The sequence below is a fragment of the Azospirillum sp. ST 5-10 genome, assembly GCF_051225715.1.
In the GTDB taxonomy this organism is placed as follows: domain Bacteria; phylum Pseudomonadota; class Alphaproteobacteria; order Azospirillales; family Azospirillaceae; genus Azospirillum.
The window spans coordinates 266,384-290,609 of record NZ_JBPJSP010000002.1 but is presented as its reverse complement, the minus strand read 5'-3'; the positions used below and the strand labels follow the sequence as shown (position 1 = coordinate 290,609).

Sequence of the window (24,226 nt, the reverse complement as noted above, 5' to 3'; positions counted from 1 at the left end):
GGCGTTGCGCACGAGGTCGCGCTGGGCGATCTCGCCGCGCCCCTCCATGTTGGGCGGGCGGGTCTCCAGACGGGCCACGTGGGGCTGCTGGAGCTGCAGCTCGGCCGCGTCCTCGATGGTGACGATGCGCTCGCCGTGGTCGATGTGGGTGGACAGCGCGTTCAGCATGGTGGTCTTGCCCGACCCGGTGCCGCCGGAGATCACCATGTTGAGCCGGCCGCGCACGGCGCAGCGCAGGAATTCGGCCATCTCCCGCGTCAGCAGGCCGGTGCCCAGCAGGCGCTCCATGGTGAAGGGCACCTTGGCGAACTTGCGGATGGAGAGCAGCGGCCCGTCCACCGCCACCGGCGGCACGACGGCGTTGACGCGGCTGCCGTCGGGCAGGCGGGCGTCGACCAGGGGGTGGCTCTCGTCGACCCGGCGGCCGACGGCGGAGACGATCTTGTTGATGATGCGCAGGAGGTGGCGGTCGTCCTTGAAGCGGACCGGCACCGCCTCCATGCGGCCGCCGCGCTCCACGTACACCTGCTGGTGGGTGTTGACCAGGATGTCGGTGACGCTGGGGTCCTTCAGCAGCGGCTCGATGGGGCCGAGGCCGAGCAGCTCGTCGAGGATGTCGTTGACCAGCCGGCCGCGCTCGGCGGCGTTGAGCGCCACCTTGCCGCGGCCCAGCAGCTCGCGCACCATCTCGCCGATCTCGCGGCGGAACTGGTCCGGCTCCAGCTTGTCGATGGCGGCCAGGTTCATGATCTCCAGCAGATCCTGGTGCAGCCGCACCTTGAGCGCCACGTACTCGGCGTCCGGCCCGGCCGGCGGTGGCGGGGCGGCGGCCGGGCCGGGGTCGATCGGCGTCACCGAGGGCGCCGCCGGCGGCGGCGGAGCGAAGCGGCTGGCGGTCGGCGTCGCGGCGGAGGAGAAGCGGCCGATCATCGTGGACCCCCTTGCAAGGTTCAGGCGGCGTCGGCGAAGGTGGCGGCGAGGGCGGCGGCGGGCGGCGTGCCCTTGGCGGCGGGGGCGTTCGCCACCTCCTCGGCCAGCCGGCGCACCTGCCGGACGATGCCGCGGCCGCGGCCGGTGTCGAACAGCGGGGCGCCGGCGTCGACCGCCTCGGTGACGGCGCGGTAGTCGCTGGGCAGGTGGAAGCGCACCTCGCAGCCGAGCGCCCGCTCGGCGTCGCGCAGTTCCGGGTTGCGGCCGAAGGTGCGCGGCGCGAAGCGGTTCAGCACCGGGATCAGCGGCGTGTCGCCCAGCCCCTCCTCGCGCAGGGTCTCCACCTGGCGGCGGGCGTGGCGCAGCGACGGCAGGGTCGCCTGCAGCACCAGCAGGACGGTGTCGGCGCAGCCGAGCACGGCGCGGCTCCAGGCGGTCCAGGCCAGCGGCAGGTCGATCACCACGTGCCCGTACTCGCCGGCCGCCGTCTCGACCAGCCCGACCGCCGTCTCCGGCGTCAGCAGGTCGAGCGGCATCACCGCGGCCGGCGCCGGCAGCACGTCGAGGCCCGAGCCGTGGCGGGCCATGGTGCCGCGCAGCAGCGCCCCGTCGAGACGGTCGGCGCTGCGCACCAGGGCGGCGAGGCCTTCCCCCGCCTCGACGTCGAGGTGCAGCCCGGCCGAGCCGAACTGCAGGTCGAGATCGAGCAGGCCGACCCGTCCCGGCTGGCGCTCGCGCCGGGCCAGCGCCGCCGCCAGCAGCACCGCGGTGGTGGTGGCGCCGGCCCCGCCGGTCGCCTTCATCACCGCCACCACCCGGCCGCGGCGCGGCCGCACCGCCGCCGCACCGGGGCTGCGGGCCAGCGCCGCCTCCACCGCCGCCAGCAGGTCGGAGCGGCGGAGCGGCTGCGGGACGAGGTCGGCGATGCCGAGGCGCATCAGCGTGCGCATGCCCTCGAGCGTCGGCGCGCGCGCCGTCACCAGCACCGGCACGCGGCCGCGGACGCGCTCCGCCAGGGCGACCAGGGCCGCCAGCTCCGCCTCGTCCGCCATGTCGAGGTCGAGCACCAGCAGGTCGATGCCGCGCTCCTCCAGCCACGGGCTGGCAGCGGCGAGCCGGCCGAGGCGGACGCGGCCCGCCAGCCCGTCGACCCCGGACAGCGCGGTGGTCACGGCCTCGTACGCCTCGTCCGAGCGCAGGAGGACGGCGACGCTCTTGAGGGCGGCGGGCTTGGCGGTGGCGGGGCGGGACACGGTCATGGATGCGGGTCCTGGTGATGGCGGGGCGGCGGATCAGTCGGGGCGCCGGGCGACCGTGTCGGCGGCCGGCGCGACCCGGGTGACGGTGCGTTGGGCGGTGACCTCGACCTCCTCCACCGCGGCGGCGCGGACGACGCGGACGAGCCGGTGCCGCGGCGGCTCCGCCACACCGGCCTCCGGCGCGGCGGTGCCGAGGTCGTGCAGGCCGACGGTGCGGACCTCGGCCGGCACGGCATCGGCGTGGTTGCGCAGGGCCAGGCTCAGGGTGCCGACGCTGCCGCCCAGGGTGAGCTTCTGGGCGTCGACGGGCGCCACCTCCAGGGTCACGGCGCGGGCGAGGATCGGCGTGTCGGTGCGCTCGCTGACCTCCTGGTCGACGGCCAGCACCCTGACGTTCTGGAGGAGCACGCCGGTCTCGGGACGTTCCGGGTCGCTCTGGCGGGTCAGCAGCACGTCGACCCGGTCGCCGGGCAGCACGAAGCCGGCCACCCCGTTGACGTCGTTGACGCGGATGGTGACGGCGCGGGCGTCGCTGCGGACCAGGGTCGACAGGGTCGCCCGGCCACCCGGCCCCGACACCTTGCCGGCCAGCACCGGCTCGCCCGCCACCATGGGGCGCAGCACGACCCGCGGCTCGCCGGACAGCAGGTCCTTGACCGCGGCGAAGGCGCCGTCCGGCCGCCCCCCGGCCGCCCAGGGCACCTCGGCGAGGTCGCCCGGCGCAAGACGCTGACCATAGGCCAGGGCGCCGCGGGCGACCACGACGGTGGGGTATTCGACGGCGGGAGCCGGGGCCTCCACCGGGACCGGCGCCGGCGCCGGCCGCTCCAGGTAGGAGCGCGCCATGACGACCGACAGGGTGCCGAGACCGACGGCCAGGCCGAGCGTGACGACGGCGCGCGTGGTCATGGACTCGCTCCTTGGGCCTCGTGGGAGAAGGAACGGCACCCGTCCCGCGTGGACGGGAGACGGGAGCCGCCGAGGGGGAGAATGCAAAGACGAGCGGCGTCAGTTCGGCTTCGTCACGTCGACATAGCCTTGCTGCAGTTCGGTGTTCACGTTGCTGAAATAGCTGGCGATGTTGGTCTTCACGGTGCCGAGAACGGCGATCAGGCCCAGCGCGAGAACACCGATCAGCAGGCCGTATTCGACGATCACGCCGCCGCGGTCGTCCTTGGCGAGGCGCTTGCGGAAGGGACGCAGGAAACGCATGGGACTCTCCGATCCATGGGGGTGAACGCCGGCCTCGCGGGGCCGCCCGGCCGGCGGGGCGTAACCAGAGGATGCGAACAATCCCCCGCAAATTCAGCGGGGCGTTGGGGGACATTCGCCGCGGATTCGAGGTAAAGGCGAACCGGAGGGGGCATTCCGACCGCATCACCGAGCCCGGATGATCCCCGGACGGGGCGCCGGTCCCGCCGAAAGGCGCAGAACGACGCGGCGCGGCAGCTCCCGATGGGCGCCGGGACTACCCCCGCTCCGCACCGCCGCCCGCCGCAATTTCGGATAGGGTCGAGACGATTTTCCCCTTATTCCCGGGCATCCCGCCGTGACGGATGCCTGACGAACGAGGCCGATCCCATGCCCCGCCGCTCCGGACCGATCCGCCTTGCCGCCGTCCTCGACCGTCTGCGCCGCGACCGGCGCGGCGGCACCGCCGTGCTGGTGGCGCTGCTGCTGGCACCGCTGCTCGGCTTCGTCGGGCTGGCGGTCGATTCGGCGCGCGCCCACCTCGTGCAGTCCCGCCTGTCGCGGGCCCTCGACGCCGCCGGCCTGGCCGGCGGCCGCCATTTCGACGAACCGGCGCGGCGCGACGCCGACATCCGGCGCTACTTCGACGCCAACTTCCCCGACGGCTATCTCGGCGCCCGGACCGACGGACCGCACTGGACGGTCGACGCCCAGGCCCGCGCCATCACGCTGACCGCGTCGGCCGAGCTCGACACGCTGTTCATGCGCGCGCTCGGCCGGACCGACATCGGCGTCGCCGCCCGTTCGGTGATCGAGCAGGCGCGCAACGGCATGGAGCTGGTGCTGGTGATGGACAACACCGGCTCGATGTACTCGAAGCCGAGCCTGTCGGGCCGGGACGATCCCGAGTTCCGCAACACCCGCAAGATCGACGCCATGAAGGCGGGGGCGGCGGAGCTGATCGGCCAGCTCTACGGGTCGCGCACCACCATCGACCGCGTCTGGGTCGGCCTCGTCCCCTTCACCGCCACCGTCAACATCGGCCCGCAGCGCACCGCCTGGCTGCGCGATTACGACCCGCAGGCCTTCGCCGCCAGCCCGCAGGGCTGGAAGGGCTGCATCGAGGAGCGCGTGCCGCGGGTCGAGCGGGGCGAGCCGCCGCTCAAGGCGGGCGAGACCGGCGCCGACGTCACCGACGAGCCGCCGCGCAGCGAGGCCCTGAAATGGCGGCCGTTCCTGTTCCCGCCGACCCGCCGCGACAACGAATGGCCGCCGGTCGACGAGAGCGCGGCCACCAACACCACCGGCAACGGGGGCCGCGGCCCCAACGTCGGCTGCCCGCCGGCGATCACCCCGCTGACGGCCGACCGGACGACGGTGCTGAACGGCATCGCCGCCATGGACTCCTGGCACCGCGGCGGCACCCAGAACCATGTCGGCCTGGTGTGGGCCTGGCGCATGCTGTCGCCGGCCTGGCGCGGCCTGTGGGGCGGCGAGATGAACGCCGAGGGGCTGCCGCTGCCCTATGACGAGAAGCGCCACGAGAAGGCGGTGATCCTGCTCACCGACGGACAGAACCAGTTCAACAACGACGACTACACCGCCTACGGCAAGCCGAGCTGGGGGCGTCTCGGCGTGACCACCGCGGGCGCCGGGAAGACGGCGCTGGACGAGCGCCTGACCCGGGTCTGCACGGCGATGAAGCGCCAGCGCATCCGCATCTACACCATCACCTTCGACGTGCCGGAAAGCTCCGGCACCTGGCAGGTCTTCCGCGAGTGCGCGTCGACCGCCGACGACCATTTCGACAGCCGCGACAGCTCGTCCCTGCGCGCCGCCTTCCGCGCCATCGCCGACCGGCTGCGCAACCTGCACGTCGCCGAGTAGGGGGCGGGACCATGACCATGCCCCGCCGCCCCCTGGCCGCGTGCGACCGCGGCGGCACCGTCGTCGAGTTCGCGCTCGCCCTGCCGGTGCTCCTGGTCGCCGTGGCCGCCGTCATCGAGCTGTCCGGCATCCTGTTCGTCGACGCCGCGCTGGAGAGCGGCATCCGCGCCGCGTCGCGCCACGGCTCCACCGGCCACGAGCGCGCGGGCATGACCCGCAGCGAGGCCATCGTCGCCACCGTCTCGCAGCGCAGCCTCGGCCTCGCCAACGCCGGCAACATGACGGTGACCACCCGGGTCTACGACCGCTTCGCGGCGATGAACACGGACGAGCCCTTCAGCGACGTCAACGACAACGGCCTGCACGATCCCGGCGAGCCCTACGAGGACCGGAACGGCAACGGCCGCTACGACGGCGGCGTGCCCGGCCCTGGCGGCGCCAACGCCATCGTCGTCTACACCGCGCGGGTCGACCTGCGCTTCCTGACGCCGCTGTCGGACCTGCTGGGCCGCGCCGGCACCGTCCGCCTGACCGCCACCACCGCCGTGCGCAACGAGCCCTACGACGAGGGGGAGCCGCAATGATCCCCCACCCAACCCTCCCCCACGGCGCGGGGGAGGTCGGGAGGGGGGACCGTCCCGACCACGCCCTCGTGCGCGACGCCCGCGGCGGCGCGCTGGTGGAGCTGGCGCTCGCCCTGCCGCTGCTGGTGCTGCTGGCGATGGGCGTGTTCGAGGCGTCGCGCTACGTCGTGCTGAACCTCAAGCTCGACAACGTCGCCGGCACCGTCGGCGACCTCGTCGCCCGCTCGCCGCAGCTCACCGAGGCGGACGTCGCCGCCATGCTCGGCGCCGCCGACGACATCGCCGCTCCCTTCGACATCTTCGGCCGGGGGGCGGTGGTGGTCTCCTCGGTCGGCCGCAAGGGCGGCCAGGAGGCCCGGGTGAACTGGCAGCGGCGCGCCGGAGCGTGGAGCGGCGACGGCGCCGTCGGCCGGGAGGGCCGGACGGCCACCCTGCCCGGCGGCCTGACGCTGGAGCCGGACGAGACGGCGGTGGTGGCGGAGGTGGTGTACGGGTTCACCCCCGCCGTGCCCGCCCTGGCGGCGCTGTTCCCGCCCACCGAGCTGCACCACGCCGTGGTCCTGCGCCCCCGCTTCGGCGATCTCGCGGCGCTGGAGCCCTGACGGGCCGCCTTTGCACTTCCGGCCTAACCGGTTTCGCCTCTACACAGCCCGGCCGATCGGGGGCATAACCGGGGGCGCCATCCAAACTCCAGGGGATGCCGGTGGAGAAACCGACCAGCCACGCCAGGATGCCGCCGCACCGCGGGGACGAGGCGGGCGTCCGGATCGCCGAGGGGATCGCCGAGGGGATCGCCGAGGTCGATGGGGCCGGGTGGGCCCGCGACGTTGTCCCGGCGGTGGCGGCGCACGGGCGGCGCCATGCCAGGTCCGCGCTCAGCCTGCACGTGGACTTGGCGCTGCGGCGGGCCGAACGGGCCGGCGGCCGGCCGGAGGGCCGCGGCGCCGGTTCGTGGCTTGTCCGCTCGCTTCTCGGCGCCCATGGCGGTAGCATCGCCATCGACAGCGCTCCGGGTGCCGGCGCGACCTTCTCGGTCCGGATGCCTGTGGACGCAACATCGAGCGGACAGTCTGCCTCATGACCGACCACCAGCAAGACATGCACCTCGGCCGTGTGCCGACCGGCATCGCCGGGCTCGACCGGGTGCTGCAAGGCGGATTGCTCAAGGGCGGCGTCTACATCGTCCAGGGTGTGCCCGGCGCCGGCAAGACCATCCTCGCCAACCAGATGTGCTTCAATCATGTGGCCCGCGGCGGCCGGGCGGTCTACATCACGCTGCTCGCCGAATCCCACGCGCGCATGCTGCAGCATCTGCGCACCATGAGCTTCTTCGACGAGGCGGTGATCCCCGAACGCCTGTACTACGTCAGCGCCTTCCGCATGCTGGAGGACGAGGGCTTGAAGGGGCTGCTCGACATGCTGCGCCGCGAGATCCGCGGCCAGCCGGCCAGCCTGCTGGTGCTCGACGGCCTGATCGCCGCCGAGGAGTCCGCCCCGTCCGACCGCGAGTTCAAGAAGTTCATCCACGAGGTGCAGATGCACGCCGCGCTCAACGAGTGCACGGTGCTGCTCCTCACCAGCGGCGGCACCGGCCGGGTCAGCCCCGAGCACACCATGGTCGACGGCCTGATCGAGCTGGACGACCGCCTCCTCGACGTGCGCACCGAGCGCAGCCTGCAGGTGCGCAAGTTCCGCGGCAGCAGCGCGCTGCGCGGCCGCCACGCCTTCCGCATCACCACCGACGGGCTGGTGGTCTATCCCCGCATCGAGGCGGCCTTCGCTACCCCCCTGGGCACCGTCACGGCGAGCGTCGAGCGCATCCCGACCGGCGTCGGCGGGCTGGATCCGCTGATCGGCGGCGGCCTGCTGCGCGGGACGACCACCGCCCTGTTCGGCTCCACCGGCGTCGGCAAGACGACCTTCGGGCTGCATTTTTTGTCATGCTGCGGTGAGCAGGAGCCCGGTCTGCTGTTCGGTTTCTACGAGACGCCGGAGCGCCTGCGGAACAAGGCCGCGGGCCTCGGCATCGACCTCATGCGGCTGGAGGCGCGTGGCGCGGTGGAGATCGTCTGGCAGGCACAGGGCGAGAACCTTCTGGACGAGCTCGCGTACCGAATGCTCGACGCGGTCGAGCGCAGGGGCGTACGCCGCCTGTTCATCGACGGGCTCGGCGGCATCATCGAGTCGGCGGGCAACCCGGAGCGCATCAGCCGCTTCGTCTCGGTGCTGTCGAACGAGCTGCGCGCACGGGGCGTGACGGTGATCTACACCATGGAAGCCACCAACCTGTTCGGACCCACGGTGGCGGTGCCGGTGGCCGGCATCTCGTCGCTGGCGGAAAGCATGATCACCCTGCGCTACGTCGAGGTGGAGGCGCGCACCCGCCGCCTGCTGTCGGTCCTGAAGATCCGCGACAGCGACTTCGATCCGTCGTTGCAGGAATTCGAGATCACCGACCGCGGGTTCGACGTCCTCGGCCCGTTCACGGGGTACGAGCAGATGCTCAGCGGATTCGCCCACACGACGGAGCCCGCCGGCGGCAGCCGGTCTCCATCGCCCAAACGGCCGCCACACCGGGAGTGATGCGTGAAGACCATCCTTCTGGTGGAAGACGAGTTCGGCATCGCCGGTGCCCTGTCTGTCCTGCTCGAGGACGAGGGCTACCGCGTCTTCACGGCCGCCAACGGCAACCAGGCGCTGGACCGGCTGACCGAGGTCGTTCCCGATCTCGTCGTCACCGACCTGATGATGCCGTTGATGGACGGCGCCGCGCTGGGCAAGGCGCTGCGCGCCACCCCCACCTGGAAGGACATCCCCATCCTGCTGATGAGCGCCGTGCCCGAAGGGGCGGCGCGCCAGCGCTTCGACGGCTATGACGCCTTCCTGCGCAAGCCGTTCCCGATCCCGGTGTTCTTCGACACCATCCGCGCCATGCTGGCGCGCTGATGCTGCCGGACCTGGCGACCGGACGCCTGCGGCTGCGCCCGCGTGCGCCGGCCGACCTCGAGGCCTGCCTGGACATGGATGCCGATCCCGAAGTCATGCGCCATGCCGGCGGCGCCTGGACGGATGCCGCGGCCTATCGGGACCACCTGCGCCAGCGCCTCGCCCTGGCCTGGCCGGCCGGCCTCGGCTACTGGTCGGCGTTCACGAAGACGGACGGACGGTTCGTCGGCTGGATCGCCCTGATCCCGCTGGAGGAGGAGGAGGGTGCGGTGGAGATCGGCTGGCGCCTGCGCCGCGACGCCTGGGGGAACGGCTTCGCCACCGAGGCGGCGGCGGCCGTGATCGGCCACGCCTTCGCCACCCTGGGCCTGCACCGCCTCGTCGCCACCACCCACCCGGAGAACGCCGCGTCGGTCCGCGTCGCCGAGCGACTGGGCTTCCGGTTCGTCGGCCACGGGCGTTACGGCGACGAACCCTGCCTCCGGTTCGAACGGACCGCGGGTCTGGCACCGTGATGTCAAAGGACTCCGCGAAGGTCGTAAAAGATAGCGAGCTAAAAGTATCCTGCCGAATGGGATAGCACCCTCGGCCAGTCCTTACCGCTCACCCCCCGGTCGGCAGATCCGCTCATAGACACTCTCCGACAAACGCCGACACTGCATTTAGCACGACATTGACCATATTGTCGCCGCCCCCATATTTTGCTGGCCGATGCGCGCGGTTCTCTTTTGATCGGAGGCCATGCGCCGGCACGACTGTTTTCCGGACGGCGGAGAAAGCGCTTCCACCGCGGCCGGGAAATGCATACAGTTTCGACTGGTAACCAGTTGCCACAGCAGATCAGGCACCGTGCAGTCCGACATCCCCGACCCGACCTCCCTTCCCGTGCCCCTGGAGCCAGCCGGCCTGCCGGTGCCGGTGGATGCGGAGCCGGGGGCGGACGACGCCGCTCCCCTGGAGGGGCGCCCGTGCTGCATCGTCGGCATCGGCGCCTCGGCGGGCGGGCTTGAGGCGCTGCAGCGCTTCTTCGACCATGTGCCCGAAGACAGCGATCTCGCCTACGTCGTCGTCCAGCACCTGTCGCCGGTGCACAAGAGCCTGATGGGCGACCTGCTGGCCAAGCACACGAGGATGGAGGTGCTGCAGGCCGTCGACGGCATGATGGTGGAGCGCAACACCGTCTATCTGCTGCCGCCGGGCAAGCACATGACCATCGAGGGGCGCAGCCTGCGCCTCACCGCCAAGGATGCCGCCACCGGCATCAGCCTGCCGATCGACATCTTCTTCTCGGCGCTGGCCCGCGACGAGGGGCCGCTGGCGATCGGCGTGATCCTCTCGGGAACCGGGTCGGACGGCACCCGCGGCCTGCTGGCGATCAAGTCGGCGGGCGGTTTCGCCGCCGTCCAGGAGCCGGAGACCGCGCAGTTCGACGGCATGCCGCGCAGCGCCATGGCGGCGGGCCGGATGGACGCCGTCCTGCCGCCCGACCAGCTGCCGCGCTGCATCGTCGAGCACGCCGGTCGGGCGCTGGCCCGCGCCCGGCCGCTGCCGGGAGCACGCCGGCGCGAGGCCGCCGGCGACCCGCTGGCGCAGATCGTGGCGGCGATCCGCACCGTGACCGGCGTCGATTTCTCGCTCTACAAGCTCGCCACGCTGATGCGGCGGATCGAGCGGCGCATGCACGCCGTCGGCCTGGAATCGCTCGACGATTACGCCGCCATGCTGCGGGGCAACAACGCAGAGACGGTCACCCTCTACAAGGAGATGCTGATCGGCGTCACCCGCTTCTTCCGCGACGAGAGCGCCTTCGAGACGCTGGCGGAGAAGGCGGTGACGGCGCTGGTGCGCAAGCTGGGGCCGCCCGAGACGATCCGCGTCTGGGTCTGCGGCTGCGCCACCGGCGAGGAGGCCTATTCCCTGGCCATCCTCTTCACCGAGGCCATGGAGCGCCTCGGCCGGAACGCCGACGTCAAGATCTTCGCCACCGACATCGACCACGATTCCATCGAGTTCGCCAGCATCGGCGAGTATCCCCGTTCGATCGCCGAGGACGTCTCGCAGGAGCGCCTGCACCGCTTCTTCCAGCTGCGCGGCGACAAGTACGTGGTGGCGCGGGAGCTGCGGCGCATGGTGGTGTTCGCCGCGCACAACATCATGCGCGATCCGCCCTTCACCAAGATCGACCTGATCAGCTGCCGCAACCTGCTGATCTACATGGACAGCCCGCTGCAGCGCAAGGTGCTGAGCCTGTTCCAGTACGCCCTGCGCCAGGGCGGCTTCCTGTTCCTCGGCACCAGCGAGTCGCTGGGCGACCTCGCGCCAGAGTTCCACACCGTCGACAGCCGCAACAAGCTGTTCCAGTCCCTGCGCGCCGGCTCCTACCGGCTGTCGCGCCTGCTGGTGCCGCAGAGCACGGCGCCGCACCGCAGCGGCGACGAGTCGTCCATGAGCCCGGCCACCGAGGAAGCGGCCGCCATCGACGAGTCGATCGGGCTGCTGCTGAAGGCCTACGCCCCGCCCTGCCTGCTGATCAACGAGCAGATGAACATCCTGCACGTGTTCGGCGACGCCGGGCCGATCCTGCGGGTGCCGCCCGGCGAGGCGACCCTGAGCGTGCTGAAGCTCCTGCCCTCGTCGGTCGCCATGGTGGCGGGCACGGCGCTCAACCGCGCCTTCCGGTCGTCGGAGGAGTTCGCCCTGGCCAACATCCCGGTCAAGGACCGCGAGGGGCTGAGCGCCGTCGGGCTGCGGGTCAAGCCGTTCGTCTCGCGCAAGACCGGCCGGCGCTACGCCCTGGTGCTGCTGGAGCCGGCGGCCCGGTCGGTCGGCATGACCGACACCGAGTTCGACCTCAACGCCGACGCCGCCGAGCGCATCCGCGGCCTGGAGCAGGAGCTGCTGTCGCGCGGCGAGAACCTGCAGGCGACCATCGAGGAGCTGGAAACCGCCAACGAGGAGCTGCAGGCGACCAACGAAGAGTTGCTGGCCTCCAACGAGGAACTGCAGAGCACCAACGAGGAGCTGCAGTCGGTCAATGAGGAGCTGTACTCCGTCAACGCCGAGTACCAGGCGAAGGTGGAGGAGCTGACGGAGATCACCACCGACCTCGACAACCTGCTGCGGTCCACCGAGATCGGCGTGGTGTTCCTCGACGGCGACATGATCATCCGCCGCTTCACGCCGGCGGCGACGACGTTCATCAACATCATCGCCCGCGACGTCGGCCGCTCGATCACGCACCTCTCCACCAACATCGAGTATTCCGACTTCCTCTCCGACATCCGGACGGTCTTCAGCAGCCACGGACCGGTGGAACGGCACGTCCGCGTGCGCGACGGCCGCTGGATCCTGACGCGGATACTCCCTTACGTCAGCGACAAGAACGCCGTCGCCGGAGCGGTCGTCACCTTCGTCGACGTCTCCGCCACCAAACAGGCGGAGGAGCGCCTGCAGACCATCATCGACAGCCTGCCCGAACACATCGCCGTGCTCGACCGCGGCGGCACGGTGGTCATGGCCAACGCCTCCTGGCGCCAAGCGGCGGACGACGGCCAGGCGATGCGGCCGCCGGTCGCCGACGGGCCCGGCGGTCTGGCCGGGTCGGCCTTGCCCGACGCCGTGCGCCAGGGCGTCCAGGAGGTGCTGGCGGGCAACGCCGACCGCTTCGCCATGGAGTATGCCTGCCCGACCGCCAAGGGCCCGCGCTGGTTCCTGCTGTCGGCCGTCAGCCTGCCCGACGGGGCCGGCGACGGCGGCGGGGGCGCCGTCGTCAGCCACATCGAGGTGACCAGCCGCAAGCTGCTCGGGCTGAAGGTCACGGACGAGACGACGGCGGAACCGGTGGAGAGGGCCACGTGAGCGACGAGCGGCTCGAAGGGCTGCGACGGCGCGCCGAGGCGGTCATCACCGAGGGCGGTTTCGACTCGTCCAGCCTGGCGGCCGGGACCTTCAAGGAGATCGTGCACGAGCTGTACGTGCACCAGGCCGAGCTGGAGATCCAGAACGAGGAGCTGCGCAACGCCCAGCAGACGCTGGAGGTGTCGCGGCGCGAGTACGTCCAGCTCTTCCAGGCGCTGCCGCTCGCCTGCTTCACCGTCAACGCCGCCGGCATCGTCGGCGAGGCCAATCCGGCGGCGGAGCGGCAGTTCCGGCTGCCCCACCGCCAGCTCAAGGGCCGGCCGCTGACCCTGCTGGTGGCCTCCTACGACCACGGGCGGCTGTTCGCCGCCCTGTCGCGCCTGCGCGAGAGCGGCACCTGGACGGCCCAGGAGTACGTCTTCGTCGGCGCCGACGGTCCCATCGACGGCCTCACCAGCGGCCACCGCGTGGCGCTGGAGGACGGCGACAAGGGCGACGTGCTGCTGACCATCACCGACGTCACCGAACGCAACGTCTGGGTGCGCGAGCTGCAGGCCGCCCGCGACGAGGCCGACCGCAACCGCGCCGCCTACCACCACATCCTGCAGTCGGTGTCGGAAGGCCTGTGCGGCGTCGACGAGGAGGGGACGGTCACCTTCGCCAACGCCGCGGCGCTGTCCATCACCGGCTTCACCACCGCCGACCTGGTGGGCGGTCCGGCCGGCGCCCTCTTCGCCGGCCGGAACGGAGCCGCCGCCGCGCTGGCGGCGTCGCTGCGGGACGGGACGGCGCGCACGGTGGCGCAGCAGACCATGCGCCGGCACGACGGCTCCACCTTCGCGGCCGAGGTGTCGGTGTCGCCGCTGGTCGAGCACACGCGCCTCACCGGCGCGGTGCTGTCGTTCCGCGACGTCACCGCCCGCCTGGCCGCGGAGGAGGCCCTGCGCGTCAGCGAGGAGCGCCACCGCACGCTGGTGCAGTCGCTGCACGAGGGCGTCGTGCTGCACGACGCGACCGGCCGCCGGCTCGTCACCAACGCCATGGCGGAGCGGCTGCTCGCCGGGCCGGCCGCCGCCCTGCTCGACCCGCGGGCCGAGACGCTGGACGAGGAGAAGGGGAGCGGACGCCGGTTCATCGACACCGACGGCTCGCGCCTGCAGGGGCTGCCGCCGGCCGCCCGGGCGCTGCGGGAAGGCCGGCCGGTGATCGAGCAGGTCGTCGGCATCGCCACCGGCGACGGCGTCGGCGCGGCGGCCGGCGACGGCGCCACCTGGCTGCGCATCAGCAGCCATCCCGTCGACGGCAACGGCGGCCGCTTCGAGGCGGTGGTCACCAGCGTCAGCGACATCACCGCCATCAAGGCGATGGAGCGCGACCTCAACGTGGCCCTCGACGCCAAGGAGCGCTTCATGGCGTCGGCCAGCCACGACCTGCGCCAGCCGGTGCAGGCGCTCACCCTGTTCTCCGACCTCCTGCTCAAGGAGCGGCTGCCCGCGAAGGCGCGCCGCTTCGCCGAGCAGCTGCGCGATTCGGTGGGGGCGCTCGGCTCCATGCTCGACTGCCTGCTCGACATCTCGCGCCTGGAGGCGGGGCTGGTCACGCCGGTGATCGCGCGCGTCGACCTGCACGGCCTGATGAGCCGCCTGCAGGCCGAGTTCGAACCCCTGGCCGCGTCGTCGGGCCTGCGCTTGCGCTGCGTGCCGACGCGCGCCGCGCTCGACAGCGACGGTGCGCTCCTCGAGCGGGTGCTGCGCAACCTGCTGTCCAACGCCCTGCGCTACACGCGGTCCGGGCGGGTTCTGTTCGGCACCCGCCGCCACCGCGGCCGGCTGCGCCTGGAGGTGTGGGACACCGGAATCGGCATCGCCGAGAACCAGATCGACCGGATCTTCCAGGACTTCTACCAGGTCGGCAACCTGGCCCGCGACCGCCGGGAAGGGCTGGGCATGGGCCTGTCCATCGCCAAGCGGCTGATCGCCATGCTGGGCGGCACCATGGACGTCCGCTCCACCCTGGGCAAGGGATCGTGCTTCGCCGTCAGTCTGCCCCTCGCCGCCGCCCCCGCGACCCCGCCCGCCGCCCGACCGGCGGACGGCGACGGCCGGGCCGAGGGCGGGGAGGACGCGCTGGTGCTGCTGGTGGAGGACGACGCCGTCATCCGCATGGCGCTCGCCATGATGCTGGAGGGCTGGGGGTACCGGGTGGTCGAGGCCGGCTCGGTGCGCGAGGCGCTGGGACACCTCAACGACCACGGGCTGAAGCCCGACCTGCTGCTGGCCGACTACCGCCTGCCCGACGGCGAGACCGGGCTGATGCTGATGGACACGGTGCGCCGCCGCCTGGGCGGCGACACGCCGGGCATCCTGCTCACCGGCGACACCTCGTCCGACCGCCTGCGCGAGGCGTCGGCGGCGCAGTGCGCGCTGCTGCACAAGCCGATCCAGCCGGGGGCGCTGGAAGCGACGGTGCGCGCCAGCCTGGCCCGGCGCGACGGCGCCTGACCCCCGGCGCTTGTCCTACACCGTCCCGCGCAGGCGCTCGGCGCGCCGGCGCAACCACTCCATGCAGGCCAGCAGCAGGACCGAGATCACCGTCAGCACGACGGCGACGGCGGTGATGGTCGGGCTGATGTTCTCGCGGATGCCGCTGAACATCTCGCGCGGCAGGGTGCGCTGTTCCGGTCCCGCCATGAACAGGACCACCACCACCTCGTCGAAGGAGGTGGCGAAGGCGAAGAGCGCGCCCGACGCGACGCCGGGCAGGATCAGCGGCAGGGTGACGCGCCGGAAGGCCTGCAGCGGCGGCGCGCCGAGCGACGCCGCGGCGCGCGTCAGGTTGGTGTCGAAGCCCTGCAGGGTGGCGCTGACGGTGATCACCACGAACGGCGTCGCCAGCGCGGTGTGGGCAAGGATCAGGCCGAGATAGCTGCCCGTCAGCCCGAGCGGCGCGAAGAAGAAGTAGACGCCGACCGCGGTGATGACCAGCGGCACCACCATGGGCGACAGCACCACCGCCAGCACCAGCGGCTTGAGCCGGCTCTTCCACTGCGCCAGCCCGAGCGCCGCCAGGGTGCCGAGGATCATCGACAGGACGGTCGCCGACACGCCGATGATCAGGCTGTTCTTCAGCGCCCCCGTCCAGCGCTCCGACGTCACGAAGTCGGCGTACCAGCGCAGCGACAGGCCGGGCAGCGGGTAGGTGAGATAGCTGCCCGAACTGACGGAGAGCGGCATGATCGCCAGGATCGGCGCCATCAGGAACACCAGCACCAGGGACGCCACCACCACGGTGGTCGCCCATGCCATGCGCTGGCCGGCGGTGCGGGGGGCGTGGCCGCTCATGTCTTGAGGCCTCCGGTCGCGGCGGGCCCGTGCACCAGCCGGCCGTAGACCACCGCCAGCAGCAGGGTCGCCAGCAGCAGCACGGCGCCGAGCGCCGAGGCGAGGCCCCAGTTGACCGTGTCGGTGGTGTAGAAGGCGATGAAGTAGCTGATCATCTGGTCCCCCGCCCCGCCCACCAGCGCCGGCGTGATGTAGTAGCCGATGGCGAGGATGAAGACGAGCAGGCAGCCGGCGCCGATGCCGGGCACCGTCTGCGGCAGGTAGACCCGGACGAACGCCACCGCCGGCGGCGCCCCCAGCGAGGCGGCGGCGCGCAGGTAGGCCGGCGGGATCGCCTTCATGACGCTGTAGAGCGGCAGGATCATGAACGGCAGCAGCACGTGGGTCATGGCGATGAGGACGCCGGTGCGGTTGTAGATGAGGCGCAGCGGCTCGTCGATCAGGCCGGCCCAGCGCAGGGCGTCGTTGACCACGCCCTGGCCCTGCAGCAGCACGATCCAGGCGCAGGTGCGCACCAGCAGCGACGTCCAGAACGGCAGCAGCACGAAGATCATCAGCAGGTTCGAGGTGCGCGCCGGCAAGGTCGCCAGCAGGTAGGCGACGGGAAAGCCGAGCAGCAGGCACAGCGCGGTCACCCCCAGCCCGATGCCGAAGGTGCGCGCGAACACGTCGCGGTAGATGGACTGCTCCGCCGGCGCGGCGACGACGGCGCCGTCGGCGTCGCGCCGCAGGTCGAGCGCCGCCAGCAGGTAGAAGTCGGTCAGCGGCCCGCGCGCTCCGCGGATCGCCGCCCAGGTCCCGCGCTCGCCCCAGGCCGGGTCGGCGTCGAGCAGCGCCGCCTTCGCCTGCCCCGGCTCCGGCAAGGTCTTGATGCGCCGCGCCGTGCCCATCAGCAGGGTGCGGAAGCCCGGCTGGGCGTAGTTCAGCCGCTTCGCGGCGACGGCCACCGTACGCGCCTCGTACGCCTCCTTGAGGTCGGCGGCGAGCGCCGCGTACGCCTCCTCCTCCGGCAGGCCGCGCCCGTCCCAGGCGGCCAGCGCCACCGCCGTGCGCGGCAGCACCTCGGCGACCTCCCAGTCGTCGACGCTGCGCCACAGCATGCCGGCGATCGGCACCAGGAAGGTGAAGAGCAGGAACAGGAGGAGCGGCACCACGAGGGCCAGCGCCTTCGTCCGGCGCATCCGCTCCGCCCGCCGGAGCCGGACCTTCAGCGGGATGTCGGGCATGGAGAGACGATCCTCGGGCGAAGAGCCGCGCCGGCCCCCCGCCCGACCTCCCGCCACTGCGCGGGGAGAGGGTTCGGGTGGGGGGCCGCCACGACCGTGTCGATCGCGGCCTACTTCGCCGCCCACTTGTTGAAGCGCTCGGTCAGCCGGTCGATGTTCTCCAGCCAGAAGGTGGTGGAGATCTCGATGGAGTTCGCCATGTTGGCCGGCGCCGTCGGCAGGTCGGCCAGCACCGCCGGCGGCACCAGGTCGGCGGCCTTCTTGTTCGACGTGCCGTAGGCGATGTTCTGCGACAGCTTGGCCTGGTTCTCGGCCTTGCCGACGAAGTCGAGGAACTTGTAGGCGGCGTCGACGTTGGGGCTGTCCTTGAGGATCACCCAGCTGTCCAGGGTGTAGAGGGCGCCGTCCCAGACCATGCCGAAGTTCTTGCCCTCGCCCTTGTTGGCGGCGTCGATGCGGCCGTTGTAGACCGAGGTCATCGCCACCTCGCCCGAGGCCAGGAGCTGCGGCGGCTGGGCGCCGGCCTTCCACCAGACGAGATCGTTCTTGATGGTGTCGAGCTTGCGGAAGGCGCGCTCGACGCCCTCGTCGGTCGCCAGCACGGCGTAGACGTCCTTCGGCGCCACGCCGTCGCCGATCAGGGCGATCTCCAGGGTGGTCTTCGGCCCCTGGCGCAGCGCCCGCTTGCCCGGGTACTTCGCGGTGTCGAAGAAGTCCTTCCAGCCGTCCGGCGCGTCCTTCAGCTTGTCCTTGTCGTAGCCGAGCACGAAGTCGTAGACGATGGCGCCGACGCCGCAGGGATTGACGGCCTCCTTGTAGTACTGGCCCTCGCCGCCGATCTTCGAATAGGCGATGGTCTCGAACAGGCCTTCCTCGCAGCCGAGCGCCAGCTCCTCGCTCTCCACCTGCACGACGTCCCAGGTGGAGGCGCCGCCCTGCACCTTGGCGCGCAGCACGCCGATGCCGCCGTCCCAGGATTCGTCGTTCATGGCCACGCCGGCGGCCTGGCGGAAGGGCTCGAAATAGACCTTCTTCTGGGCGTCCTGGTAGGCGCCGCCCCACGACACCACGGTCAGGTCGCGGGCATGCGCCGCGCCGGCCAGCAGCCCCGCGGTCAGCGCCGCGGCGATCCCCACACTCAAGCTCTTCTTCGACATGGCCCCTGTTCCTCGTCGGTTCTGGTTGTCACACCGGGTCGAGCGCCCGGCAGTCCTCGGGGAGGAAGGCGACGGTCACCGGCTGGCCGTGGCGCGCCTCGAAGCGGACGCCGGGCGGCAGCTTGACCATGAACTCGGGATTTCCCGCGGCTTCCAGCACGGCCAGCGTGTGGTCGCCGAGATAGATGGTGTCGCGCACGGTCGCCGGCAGGACGTTGGGTTCCGTGACGGCGTCGCCGTCGCGGTGAAGGCGCACCCGTTCCGGGCGCACCGACAGGGCGGTGCGCGCCCCCGGCCCGTCGACCCGCACCGGCATCGCCCGGACACGGCCGCCGGCGTCGAGGCGGACGGTGCAGCCACCGCCGTCGACGCTCTCGACGGTTCCCGGCAGCACGTTGTTCTCGCCGATGAAGTTGGCGACGAAGCTGTTGACGGGACGCTCGTACAGCTCGTCCGGCCGGTCGATCTGCTGGATCACGCCGTCGTTGAAGACGGCGATGCGGTCCGACATGGTCAGCGCCTCGCCCTGGTCGTGGGTGACGTAGACCACGGTGATGCCGGTCGATTCGTGGATCTGCTTGATCTCGAGCTGCATGTGCTCGCGCAGCCGCTTGTCCAGCGCCCCCAGCGGCTCGTCCATCAGCACGAGCTGCGGCTCGAAGACGAGCGCGCGGGCCAGCGCCACGCGCTGCTGTTGGCCGCCCGAGAGCTGGCCGGGCCGCCGCCTCGCCAGCGCCTCCAGCTTGACCATGGCCAGGGCACGGGCGACCCGCCGGCGGATCTCCGCCTTCGCCATCCGGCGCACCGACAGCGGGAAGGCGAGGTTCTCCTCCACCGTCATGTGCGGGAAGAGGGCGTAGTTCTGGAAGACCATGCCGATGTCGCGCTTGTGCGGCGGCACGTTCTTGATCGGCCGGCCGTCGAGGACGATCTCGCCCTCGGTCGGCACCTCGAAGCCGGCCAGCATCATCAGCGTCGTCGTCTTGCCCGAACCGGAGGGTCCGAGCAGGGTCAGGAACTCCCCCCGGCGGATGTCGAGGTCGAGATTCCGCACCACCAGATGTTCGCCGTCGTACGTCTTCTGCACGCCGGCGAAACGCACGAGCGTATCCGTTGTCGCGGGCGTGCCGCCGTCCATAGGCTCCGTTCCTGCCGTCCGCCCGCCGCGTGGGAAACGCCCGGGCCGCTAACCGTCGGCTCGACGGTACATGTGTTTAAGAAATTCGACAAGAACGGCGCTGCGGCCGGGCGGGGTTCGCCCGTGGCCGCACCCGGTCCGGCGCGGCCACGGACGCCGTCCGTTCACACCGCGGCGGTCACCTGGATCTCGACGCGGTACTCCGGCGCGGCCAGACGCGCCTCGACGGTGGCGCGGGCCGGGGTGTTGGCCGGATCGACCCAGGCCTCCCAGGCCGCGTTCATCTCGGCGAAGGTGGCGATGTCGGTGAGATAGATGGTCGCCGCGAGGAGGCGGCTCTTGTCGGTGCCGGCCTCGGCCAGCAGACGGTCGATCTGCGCCAGGATCCGGCCGGTCTGCGCGGTCACGTCGCCGCTGGGATCGTCGGCGACCTGGCCGGCGAGGTAGACCGTGCCGTTGTGCACGACCATCTGGCTCATGCGCGGGCCGCGGTGGAAACGCTGGATGGACATGGCGCTGCTCCCTGGAATGGCGTCGGGGACGCCTTTCTAGGGCGCCGCCGGGCGACGTTCCACCGAAACCGTGCCGGTCACCCCATCTTCTTGGCGGCGAAGGCCTTGGCGATCGCCATCATCGACTTCTCGTGCCCGGCCCCGGCGCCCGGCCCCGCCGCCGGGCCGCCGAGGATGGCCGCCGCCGAGGGGCGGGCGGCCGCCGCCGGCGCGTCCTCGGCCTCGCCGCCGCCCATCCGGCTGAGCACCCGCTCCAGCGCCTCGCGCGACAGCGGCGCCGGCGGCGCCGTGGCGCGGCCGGCGGTCGCCGCCGGACGGCCCTGCGGCCGGGCCGCGGGCGCCGCGCCGGCGCGGCGCACGAGCCGCTCCACCGCGGCACCGGCGATCGCCTTCATGAAGGGCTGCGCCATGCCGAGCAGAAGCCGCTGGTCCTCCGCCGCCCAGGCGATCAGGATCTTCTGGGCGACGGCGTGGCTGCCGCGGGCCGCCACCAGCGCCTCGCGCACCTTGGTTTCCACGTAGGACTCGCTCATCGCCGCCGGCCTCCGACAAGGGGCCCGTCGCACGGAGGCCCACCGTCTCCGACTGTCGGGCGGAACGGTTAACAAAGGGTTCCCACCGCCGCGTTGTTGCCGGCGGGGCGCGGTTGGGGGATAGTGGCGGCCATGCTCATCGAGACCTTCGCCGACCTGATCTGCCCCTGGTGCTACATCGGCAAGCACCGGCTGCGGCGCGCCCTGGACAGCCGGCCGCGGCTGCGCCCGGAGCTGCGCTGGCAGCCGTTCCAGCTCAACCCCGACATGCCGCGCGGCGGCATGGACCGCGACGCCTACCTCGCGGCGAAGTTCGGCGGGCCGGAGCGGGCGCGGCAGATCTACGCCGTGGTCGAGGAGACGGCCGAGCGGGACGGGCTGGCCCTGGCGCTGGAGCGCATCCGCCGCACCCCCAACACCTTCGACGCCCACCGCACCGTTCGCTTCGCCGCCCGCCACGGCCGCGGCGACGCCATGGCCGACGCGCTGTTCGCCGCCTACTTCACCCAGGGGCTCGACATCGGCGACCGCGACACCCTGGCCGCCACCGCCGCCGGGCTCGGCTTCGACGTCCGCGAGGTGAAGACGATGCTGGCCACCGACGCGGAGACGGCGGCGGTGCGCAGCGCCGACACCCTGGCCCGCCAGCTCGGCCTGCAGGCGGTGCCGTGCTACATCTTCAACCGCCGCTTCGCGCTGTCCGGCGCCCAGGAGCCGGCCAGCTTCCTGCCGCTGCTCGACCTGGCGGTCGACGAGGCAGTGGTCAGCTCGGCCGCCGACTGACCCTCACCGGCCGCCGCGCACCCGGCGGTAGGCGAGGCGCAGCGCCGCCCAGGCGGCGCCGGCGATCAGGGCGACCAGCAGGATCACCATGCCGACGGCGCCGAACACGCCCTGCAGCGTGTCCCAGAAGCCGAACTGGGCGATCAGGATGACCAGGATGACGAACAGCAGGATCGGCATGGCGGCGTCCTCGGCGGTGGCGTTCCGTCCTGGTGAAACAGCCGAGATCCCGCTTGGTTGCCGCGCCGGCGCCGCCCGATCACCCCAGCGCCCGCTTGCGCCGCTCCATGAGCCGCCAGATGAAGGGGGTGAAGATGAGCTGCATCGCCATCTCCATCTTGCCGCCGGGGACGACGATGGTGTTGGCGCGCGACATGAAGCTGTCGTGCATCATGCTCAACAGATAGGCGAAGTCGATCCCCTTGGGGTTGGCGAAGCGGATCACCACGAAGCTCTCGTCCGCCGTCGGGATGTGGCGGGCGATGAAGGGGTTGGAGGTGTCCACCGTCGGCACGCGCTGGAAGTTCACGTGGGTGCGGGTGAACTGCGGGCAGATGTAGTGGACGTAGTCGTGCATGCGCCGCAGGATGGTGTCGGTCACCGCCTCGGTCGAGTAGCCGCGGGTCGCCTTGTCGCGGTGGATCTTCTGGATCCACTCCAGGTTCACCACCGGCACGACGCCGATCTTCAGGTCGGGGTAGCGCGAGACGTCCACCGCGTCGGTGGCGACGGCGCCGTGCAGCCCCTCGTAGAACAGCATGTCGCTGGGCGGCAGTTCCTCCCAGTCGGTGAAGGTGCCGGGCGGCTGGCCGTAGGGCCGGGCCTCCGCCTCGTCGTGCAGGTACTTGCGGCGCAGGCCGGTGCCGCTCTCGGCGTAGGTGTGGAAGAGGCGCTCGAGCTCCTCGAACAGGTTCGAGTCGGGCCCGAAATGGCTGAAGGTGGGATCGCCGTCGCCGAGGCGCCGCGCCATCTCCTGCTTCATCTCGGTGCGGTCGTAGCGGTGGAAGCTGTCGCCCTCGATGATGGCGGCGGCGACGGATTCGCGCCGGAAGATCTCCTGGAAGGTGCGGGTCACCGACGTGGTGCCGGCTCCCGACGAGCCGGTGATGGCGATGATCGGATGCTTCTCGGACATGGGATGCGCACCTCTTATTGGGCCGTGCGGAACAGGCCGCGGGCGTTGAACAGCGGGGTGTCGAGCACCGGCTCGGCGGCGAAGCGGTGGTAGGCCTGGATGCGCTCGACCTCCTCGGCCGACCCGAGGATCAGCGGCACCCGCTGGTGCAGGCCGGTGGGAACGAGGTCGAGCACCCGCTCCGTGCCGGTGGTCGACAGGCCGCCCGCCTGCTCCACCAGCAGCGACATGGGGTTGCCCTCGTACATCAGGCGCAGGCGGCCGTCGCGCGACACCGCCCGGCTGTCGCGGGGATAGAGGAAGACGCCGCCGCGCATCAGGATGCGGTGCACCTCCGCCACCAGCGAGGCGATCCAGCGCATGTTGAAGTCCTTGCCGCGCGGCCCCTCGGCGCCGGCCATGCACTCCTCGACGTAGCGCTTCACCGGCGCCTCCCAGAACCGGCTGTTGGAGGCGTTGACGGCGAACTCCCGGGTCGCCGCCGGGATCGTCAGGTTGGGATGGGTCAGCACGAAGTCGCCCATCACGGGATCGAGCGTGAAGCCCTGGACGCCGGCACCGACGCTCAGCACCAGCATGGTCGAGGGCCCGTAGATGGCGTAGCCCGCCGCCACCTGGCGCGCCCCGGGCTGCAGGAAATCCTCCGCCACCACCGGCTCGCCCGGGCGCGGCGCATGCAGCACCGAGAAGATGCTGCCCACCGAGACGTTGACGTCGATGTTGGAGGAGCCGTCCAAGGGGTCGTAGAGCAGCAGGAAGTCGCCGCGCGGGTAGTGCTCGGGCACCGGCACCGGCTGCTCCTGCTCCTCCGAGGCGACGGCGGCGACGTGGCCGCCGAACTCGGTGCGCTGGCGGAAGATCTGGTCGCTCAGCACGTCGAGCTTCTGCTGGGTCTCGCCCTGCACGTTGACGGCGTCGAGCTTGCCCAGCACCTCGCGCAGCGCGCCGGCGGCGACGGTCCGCGAGATCCGTTTGCAGGCCTGGGCGACGTCGAGGAGGAGCTGGACCAGATCGGTGCCGAAGGTGCCGCGCGTGCGCTTCTCCTGAAGGAGATACTGGGCGATGGTGGGATGCTCGGTGATCGGCATGGCGTCCTCCCGGCTCGGCTCCGTGATGCACACTGGCGGCGTGCGCGCGTCTTCTCATGAGGTCTGGCTAATACGGAGCGGCCGCCCCGGCAATTGGTTTCGCAAACCAACATCCTGCCCGATCGGGCAGGCTGGTGCGGCATCCCGCCTGCCCCGACGGTGCGGGCCGTCGGAGCGAAGGCCCGCCGCGGGTGGGCGTGCCGGGCCAGGGTGGCACGGGCGCTCCCCTGCACGCCAGGAGAGGTGCGGCAGAATGTCGCACCCCCTTTCCGGCCCGTGAAAAAAGCCCTTCCCCCGGCGGGAGAAGGGCTTGTCGCGGGCGGTCCACGGGATCAGTGCCCGTTGCTCCGGGGGGCCGGAGGCGGCGGAGCCTCGGCGCGCGGCGGCGCGGCGGAACTCCCCTTGGGCGCATCCTTGGGCGGGCGGGGCGGCTGGGTGGGTCCGGTGACGACATCGAAATCGAACATGGCTGGCCTCTCTGGGTTGTGAGGCCGCCCGAAACCGCATGGTCGATGCCGAGGATGGTGCGTCGCGCAAGGAAGCCGCTGCAGTATCGGGCGGCTTCGGGGTCGGCGACGAGTGTGCGCGATCCTATGCCGCCGGTCGAAACCAGCGGCCAAAATATCGGGATGCCCGCGCCGAAACGGCGGACACCCCC

Annotated in this window: 23 protein-coding genes; 10 read left to right on the top strand and 13 right to left on the bottom strand. The window is 71.8% G+C overall.

What is annotated here, in order from left to right:
• The 4 genes from ACSBPG_RS03680 to ACSBPG_RS03665 form a co-directional block, all read right to left on the bottom strand.
• Positions 1 to 930 (bottom strand): CpaF family protein (locus ACSBPG_RS03680; RefSeq protein WP_435535754.1); only part of this gene is annotated, 930 nt, incomplete at its 3' end.
• 20 nt (positions 931 to 950) lie between these two features.
• Positions 951 to 2,189: an AAA family ATPase gene (locus ACSBPG_RS03675; RefSeq protein ID WP_435535753.1), complete on the bottom strand. Its 1,239-nt coding sequence runs from the start codon at positions 2,187 to 2,189 to the stop codon at positions 951 to 953.
• Between the two features lie 33 nt (positions 2,190 to 2,222).
• Positions 2,223 to 3,098 carry a Flp pilus assembly protein CpaB gene (gene cpaB, locus ACSBPG_RS03670; protein WP_435535752.1) on the bottom strand — a complete coding sequence of 292 codons (876 nt, stop codon included), beginning with the start codon at positions 3,096 to 3,098 and terminating at the stop codon, positions 2,223 to 2,225.
• 99 nt (positions 3,099 to 3,197) lie between these two features.
• A complete protein-coding gene (locus ACSBPG_RS03665) occupies positions 3,198 to 3,401 on the bottom strand; it encodes a Flp family type IVb pilin (RefSeq protein WP_435535751.1) in 204 nt (67 codons plus the stop codon).
• A gap of 369 nt (positions 3,402 to 3,770) precedes the next feature.
• On the opposite strand from ACSBPG_RS03665, the gene ACSBPG_RS03660 reads away from it, so the two are divergent.
• The 9 genes from ACSBPG_RS03660 to ACSBPG_RS03620 all read left to right on the top strand — a co-directional run bounded on the left by ACSBPG_RS03660 (position 3,771) and on the right by ACSBPG_RS03620 (position 15,156).
• A complete protein-coding gene (locus tag ACSBPG_RS03660) occupies positions 3,771 to 5,267 on the top strand; it encodes a pilus assembly protein TadG-related protein (protein WP_435535750.1) in 1,497 nt (498 codons plus the stop codon).
• Positions 5,268 to 5,278: 11 nt separating this feature from the next.
• Positions 5,279 to 5,851 (top strand): TadE/TadG family type IV pilus assembly protein, encoded by a 573-nt coding sequence (locus ACSBPG_RS03655; RefSeq protein WP_435535749.1) that lies wholly within the window; start codon positions 5,279 to 5,281, stop codon positions 5,849 to 5,851.
• Complete coding sequence (locus ACSBPG_RS03650) at positions 5,848 to 6,453, top strand: TadE/TadG family type IV pilus assembly protein (protein ID WP_435535748.1); 606 nt, start codon at positions 5,848 to 5,850, stop codon at positions 6,451 to 6,453. The genes ACSBPG_RS03655 and ACSBPG_RS03650 overlap by 4 nt, the downstream gene beginning before the upstream one ends.
• A gap of 101 nt (positions 6,454 to 6,554) precedes the next feature.
• Positions 6,555 to 6,932, top strand: a complete 378-nt coding sequence (locus ACSBPG_RS03645) for a hypothetical protein (protein ID WP_435535747.1) — start codon at positions 6,555 to 6,557, stop codon at positions 6,930 to 6,932.
• On the top strand, positions 6,929 to 8,434 hold the full coding sequence (locus ACSBPG_RS03640; RefSeq protein ID WP_435535746.1) for an RAD55 family ATPase: 1,506 nt from the start codon (positions 6,929 to 6,931) through the stop codon (positions 8,432 to 8,434). The genes ACSBPG_RS03645 and ACSBPG_RS03640 overlap by 4 nt, the downstream gene beginning before the upstream one ends.
• 3 nt (positions 8,435 to 8,437) lie before the next feature.
• Entirely contained in the window at positions 8,438 to 8,797 is a 360-nt protein-coding gene (locus ACSBPG_RS03635) for a response regulator (protein ID WP_435535745.1), read from the top strand.
• On the top strand, positions 8,797 to 9,312 hold the full coding sequence (locus ACSBPG_RS03630) for a GNAT family N-acetyltransferase (RefSeq protein ID WP_435535744.1): 516 nt from the start codon (positions 8,797 to 8,799) through the stop codon (positions 9,310 to 9,312). The genes ACSBPG_RS03635 and ACSBPG_RS03630 overlap by 1 nt, the downstream gene beginning before the upstream one ends.
• A gap of 334 nt (positions 9,313 to 9,646) precedes the next feature.
• Positions 9,647 to 12,655, top strand: coding sequence for a chemotaxis protein CheB (locus tag ACSBPG_RS03625; RefSeq protein WP_435535743.1), 3,009 nt, complete (start codon positions 9,647 to 9,649; stop codon positions 12,653 to 12,655).
• Positions 12,652 to 15,156: a PAS domain-containing hybrid sensor histidine kinase/response regulator gene (locus ACSBPG_RS03620; RefSeq protein ID WP_435535742.1), complete on the top strand. Its 2,505-nt coding sequence runs from the start codon at positions 12,652 to 12,654 to the stop codon at positions 15,154 to 15,156. Before ACSBPG_RS03625 ends, ACSBPG_RS03620 begins: the two co-directional genes overlap by 4 nt.
• A gap of 15 nt (positions 15,157 to 15,171) precedes the next feature.
• Here the strand turns inward: ACSBPG_RS03620 and ACSBPG_RS03615 are convergent, their stop codons facing one another.
• The 6 genes from ACSBPG_RS03615 to ACSBPG_RS03590 all read right to left on the bottom strand — a co-directional run bounded on the left by ACSBPG_RS03615 (position 15,172) and on the right by ACSBPG_RS03590 (position 20,562).
• Positions 15,172 to 15,996 carry an ABC transporter permease gene (locus ACSBPG_RS03615; RefSeq protein WP_435535741.1) on the bottom strand — a complete coding sequence of 275 codons (825 nt, stop codon included), beginning with the start codon at positions 15,994 to 15,996 and terminating at the stop codon, positions 15,172 to 15,174.
• Positions 15,993 to 17,222, bottom strand: a complete 1,230-nt coding sequence (locus ACSBPG_RS03610) for an ABC transporter permease (RefSeq protein WP_435535740.1) — start codon at positions 17,220 to 17,222, stop codon at positions 15,993 to 15,995. Before ACSBPG_RS03610 ends, ACSBPG_RS03615 begins: the two co-directional genes overlap by 4 nt.
• A 110-nt stretch (positions 17,223 to 17,332) precedes the next feature.
• Positions 17,333 to 18,379 (bottom strand): ABC transporter substrate-binding protein, encoded by a 1,047-nt coding sequence (locus tag ACSBPG_RS03605; protein WP_435535739.1) that lies wholly within the window; start codon positions 18,377 to 18,379, stop codon positions 17,333 to 17,335.
• 28 nt (positions 18,380 to 18,407) lie between these two features.
• Positions 18,408 to 19,517, bottom strand: coding sequence for an ABC transporter ATP-binding protein (locus ACSBPG_RS03600; protein WP_435535738.1), 1,110 nt, complete (start codon positions 19,515 to 19,517; stop codon positions 18,408 to 18,410).
• Positions 19,518 to 19,681: 164 nt separating this feature from the next.
• Positions 19,682 to 20,029 (bottom strand): RidA family protein, encoded by a 348-nt coding sequence (locus ACSBPG_RS03595; protein ID WP_435535737.1) that lies wholly within the window; start codon positions 20,027 to 20,029, stop codon positions 19,682 to 19,684.
• 77 nt (positions 20,030 to 20,106) lie between these two features.
• Positions 20,107 to 20,562: a hypothetical protein gene (locus ACSBPG_RS03590; protein WP_435535736.1), complete on the bottom strand. Its 456-nt coding sequence runs from the start codon at positions 20,560 to 20,562 to the stop codon at positions 20,107 to 20,109.
• Positions 20,563 to 20,694: 132 nt separating this feature from the next.
• Between ACSBPG_RS03590 and ACSBPG_RS03585 the strand changes: the two genes are divergently transcribed.
• Entirely contained in the window at positions 20,695 to 21,345 is a 651-nt protein-coding gene (locus tag ACSBPG_RS03585; RefSeq protein WP_435535735.1) for a DsbA family oxidoreductase, read from the top strand.
• 3 nt (positions 21,346 to 21,348) lie between these two features.
• On the opposite strand, the gene ACSBPG_RS03580 is transcribed toward ACSBPG_RS03585, so the two are convergent.
• The 3 genes from ACSBPG_RS03580 to ACSBPG_RS03570 form a co-directional block, all read right to left on the bottom strand.
• Entirely contained in the window at positions 21,349 to 21,525 is a 177-nt protein-coding gene (locus tag ACSBPG_RS03580) for a hypothetical protein (protein WP_435535734.1), read from the bottom strand.
• Between the two features lie 79 nt (positions 21,526 to 21,604).
• Positions 21,605 to 22,480, bottom strand: coding sequence for a phosphoribulokinase (locus tag ACSBPG_RS03575; protein WP_435535733.1), 876 nt, complete (start codon positions 22,478 to 22,480; stop codon positions 21,605 to 21,607).
• Between the two features lie 14 nt (positions 22,481 to 22,494).
• Complete coding sequence (locus ACSBPG_RS03570; RefSeq protein ID WP_435535732.1) at positions 22,495 to 23,568, bottom strand: class 1 fructose-bisphosphatase; 1,074 nt, start codon at positions 23,566 to 23,568, stop codon at positions 22,495 to 22,497.
• Between the last annotated feature and the right edge of the window lie 658 nt (positions 23,569 to 24,226).

Excerpts from the sequence above, each read along its gene's own strand:
- ACSBPG_RS03675 (WP_435535753.1), bottom strand. The coding sequence starts at position 2,189 with ATGACCGTGTCCCGCCCCGCCACCGCCAAGCCCGCCGCCCTCAAGAGC.
- cpaB (WP_435535752.1), bottom strand. The coding sequence starts at position 3,098 with ATGACCACGCGCGCCGTCGTCACGCTCGGCCTGGCCGTCGGTCTCGGC.
- ACSBPG_RS03665 (WP_435535751.1), bottom strand. The coding sequence starts at position 3,401 with ATGCGTTTCCTGCGTCCCTTCCGCAAGCGCCTCGCCAAGGACGACCGC.
- ACSBPG_RS03660 (WP_435535750.1), top strand. The coding sequence starts at position 3,771 with ATGCCCCGCCGCTCCGGACCGATCCGCCTTGCCGCCGTCCTCGACCGT.
- ACSBPG_RS03655 (WP_435535749.1), top strand. The coding sequence starts at position 5,279 with ATGACCATGCCCCGCCGCCCCCTGGCCGCGTGCGACCGCGGCGGCACC.
- ACSBPG_RS03650 (WP_435535748.1), top strand. The coding sequence starts at position 5,848 with ATGATCCCCCACCCAACCCTCCCCCACGGCGCGGGGGAGGTCGGGAGG.
- ACSBPG_RS03640 (WP_435535746.1), top strand. The coding sequence starts at position 6,929 with ATGACCGACCACCAGCAAGACATGCACCTCGGCCGTGTGCCGACCGGC.
- ACSBPG_RS03630 (WP_435535744.1), top strand. The coding sequence starts at position 8,797 with ATGCTGCCGGACCTGGCGACCGGACGCCTGCGGCTGCGCCCGCGTGCG.
- ACSBPG_RS03615 (WP_435535741.1), bottom strand. The coding sequence starts at position 15,996 with ATGAGCGGCCACGCCCCCCGCACCGCCGGCCAGCGCATGGCATGGGCG.
- ACSBPG_RS03610 (WP_435535740.1), bottom strand. The coding sequence starts at position 17,222 with ATGCCCGACATCCCGCTGAAGGTCCGGCTCCGGCGGGCGGAGCGGATG.
- ACSBPG_RS03605 (WP_435535739.1), bottom strand. The coding sequence starts at position 18,379 with ATGTCGAAGAAGAGCTTGAGTGTGGGGATCGCCGCGGCGCTGACCGCG.
- ACSBPG_RS03600 (WP_435535738.1), bottom strand. The coding sequence starts at position 19,517 with ATGGACGGCGGCACGCCCGCGACAACGGATACGCTCGTGCGTTTCGCC.
- ACSBPG_RS03595 (WP_435535737.1), bottom strand. The coding sequence starts at position 20,029 with ATGTCCATCCAGCGTTTCCACCGCGGCCCGCGCATGAGCCAGATGGTC.
- ACSBPG_RS03590 (WP_435535736.1), bottom strand. The coding sequence starts at position 20,562 with ATGAGCGAGTCCTACGTGGAAACCAAGGTGCGCGAGGCGCTGGTGGCG.
- ACSBPG_RS03585 (WP_435535735.1), top strand. The coding sequence starts at position 20,695 with ATGCTCATCGAGACCTTCGCCGACCTGATCTGCCCCTGGTGCTACATC.
- ACSBPG_RS03580 (WP_435535734.1), bottom strand. The coding sequence starts at position 21,525 with ATGCCGATCCTGCTGTTCGTCATCCTGGTCATCCTGATCGCCCAGTTC.
- ACSBPG_RS03575 (WP_435535733.1), bottom strand. The coding sequence starts at position 22,480 with ATGTCCGAGAAGCATCCGATCATCGCCATCACCGGCTCGTCGGGAGCC.
- ACSBPG_RS03570 (WP_435535732.1), bottom strand. The coding sequence starts at position 23,568 with ATGCCGATCACCGAGCATCCCACCATCGCCCAGTATCTCCTTCAGGAG.